This window comes from Parafrankia soli, assembly GCF_001854695.1.
Lineage (GTDB): Bacteria > Actinomycetota > Actinomycetes > Frankiales > Frankiaceae > Parafrankia > Parafrankia soli.
This window is the reverse complement of record NZ_MAXA01000145.1, coordinates 1-1,923: the sequence shown is the minus strand read 5'-3', so window position 1 is coordinate 1,923 and position 1,923 is coordinate 1. Positions and strand designations below refer to the sequence as shown.

Here is a 1,923-nt window from a genome sequence, read left to right as displayed (position 1 = left end):
GGCCCAGCCGCGGGGCTGTGCTCACCATCGGGACCGCCGGGGCCGGGATCGGCGCGGTCGTGACACTGCACGGGTGGACGGCCGCCTCACCGGCCCTGCTCGTGGCCACGCTCGCCGGCCTCTGGCTCGCGATCGTCGACCTGCGCGTGCACCGCTTGCCCGCGGCGCAGGTCTACGCGGCAACCTCGGCGACCGCGGCACTCTTCGTGGTCTCCGCCCTCGCCTGCGGCAACCTCGGCCAGATCGCCAACGCGGCCGCCGGCGCGGCGGCGCTGTGGACGCTGTACTGGGTGGTCGCACTCACGGGCGGGATGGCTCGCGGCGATGTGCGGCTCGCGGGCCTGCTCGGCGCCGTCGGGGGCTGGCACGGGCCGCTCAGCTGGTACGTCGCCGCACTGCTGCCCTTCCTCGTACACGCCGCCGCCGGGCTACTGCTGCGTGTCACGAAACTGCGACGGCGCGGTCAGCCACTGCCATTCGGTCCCGCGATGCTTGCCGGGATGCTGGCCGCGGTCGGCTTCGCCTCCTGAGGGATAGCCGGCCCGGGTCGAGCGGGGCAACCTCGACGAATGCGTGGGCCGGCGCCTCGACGGTCCGGTTGTCTCGGTCACGATGGGTGTGCTGGTGGCGTGCCCCGGGTTCGGTGGGAAGCTCGACCATGCCCGCGACCAATCCCTGGCTGGCCGGCCCCGCGCCGACGAAGAAGCTCGACTCACGGCGTCTGGACGACCGCATCCTGAACTGTCGGTGCCGACGACAGTTCCACCAACGAGCGCACAGGGCCGTCCGCGCACAGGACGGCGTCAGCCAGCTCGAACAACGCATCGGCTCGCCTGGTCAGGCAGGAGTAGAACTCGCACCGGAAACGAGACAGTTCCGCGAACGGCTCCTGCTGAACAGCGTGACGCAGCAGACTCATCCTCACGGCCTTCGTGCTGAGCGTGTGTGCCTTGGTCGGAACACATGATCAGCCGAAGGTCACCTTCATGAACAGTGGCTACCGAGCCGGGCGACCACAGACGACAGCTCGCGGGAAGCCCGAGGTTAAAGATCAAGCTAGTGCAGTGCTGACTTGCCAGGTTCGGATGGCAGTTCTGCGCGCTGGGCCGGCTGCGGGCCGCCATCACGGCGACCGTCCTGGCCGCCACCGTCTTCACCCACGACCACGGCAGCGATGGCGCCCAAACCGGCCACACCGCCACCAGCCAGTCGGTGACACCAGCATCCAGCGCGAGTCCCCGCATCACATCGGCGACTCCCCTCGGTCAACTCCTCGCCGGACCCGGCGACTACGTGTATTCGGCGGTGTTCTCCCCAGACGGCCGCGCTCTTGCCGTCGCCGGCGGCGACGGCAAGGTCTGGCTGTGGGAGGACTTTCGTCGAGCATGTGCGGAGGCCCGGGCCCGCTCGGTGCGGGCCCGGGCCTCCGGGTGGTTCGGGTGCCAGCTGGTTACACGATGCCGGCGGCGCGCAGGGCGTTGGTGACCTGGGCGGTCTGGTTGTCGGCTCCGCGCTTGTTGGGGTGGAAGGTGGTCAGGGTCTCGTTGCCGCGGAAGATGCCGCCGCCGTTGGCGAGGAGGCCCTGCATCCATGCCGTCCAGCCGGGGGAGAATGGCGGCATCTGCGCGCCGGCCGGGAAGCGGGCGGGCTTGTAGCCGGTCAGGGTGTCGTCGAACGGGTAGTTGGCGTAGAGGCCGAACATCCACTTGTCGTTGCCTTCGCGGCACACGTGGTGGTCCCGGCTGGATTCGGCGACGTCGACGAAGGTGTGCCCCCATGAGGCGGCGGCTTCGCGCGCGATGCTGTCCACGAGGGCGAACTGCTCCTGGATGAAGGGCATGTCGCCCTTCTTGATGGTGATGTTCTCGTCCAGGCCGCTGTCGCAGCTGCGCTGCCCGTCGGGGGTGCTGGGGAAGAGGGTGG

At 69.8% G+C, this 1,923-nt stretch carries 2 protein-coding genes and 1 pseudogene; 1 reads left to right on the top strand and 2 read right to left on the bottom strand.

Annotation, left to right across the window (positions count from 1 at the left end; all coding sequences use genetic code 11):
- Positions 1 to 530, top strand: a 530-nt coding sequence (locus BBK14_RS13230) for a prepilin peptidase (RefSeq protein WP_131802284.1), incomplete at its 5' end; no start/stop codon positions are given.
- Between the two features lie 215 nt (positions 531 to 745).
- Here BBK14_RS13230 and BBK14_RS38880 read toward each other — a convergent pair.
- Together BBK14_RS38880 and BBK14_RS38230 are read right to left on the bottom strand one after the other, a co-directional pair.
- Positions 746 to 919 (bottom strand): annotated as a pseudogene (locus BBK14_RS38880) (NF041680 family putative transposase); the annotation flags it as partial.
- Positions 920 to 1,450: 531 nt separating this feature from the next.
- Positions 1,451 to 1,923, bottom strand: a 473-nt coding sequence (locus BBK14_RS38230; protein WP_198541260.1) for a hypothetical protein, incomplete at its 5' end; no start/stop codon positions are given.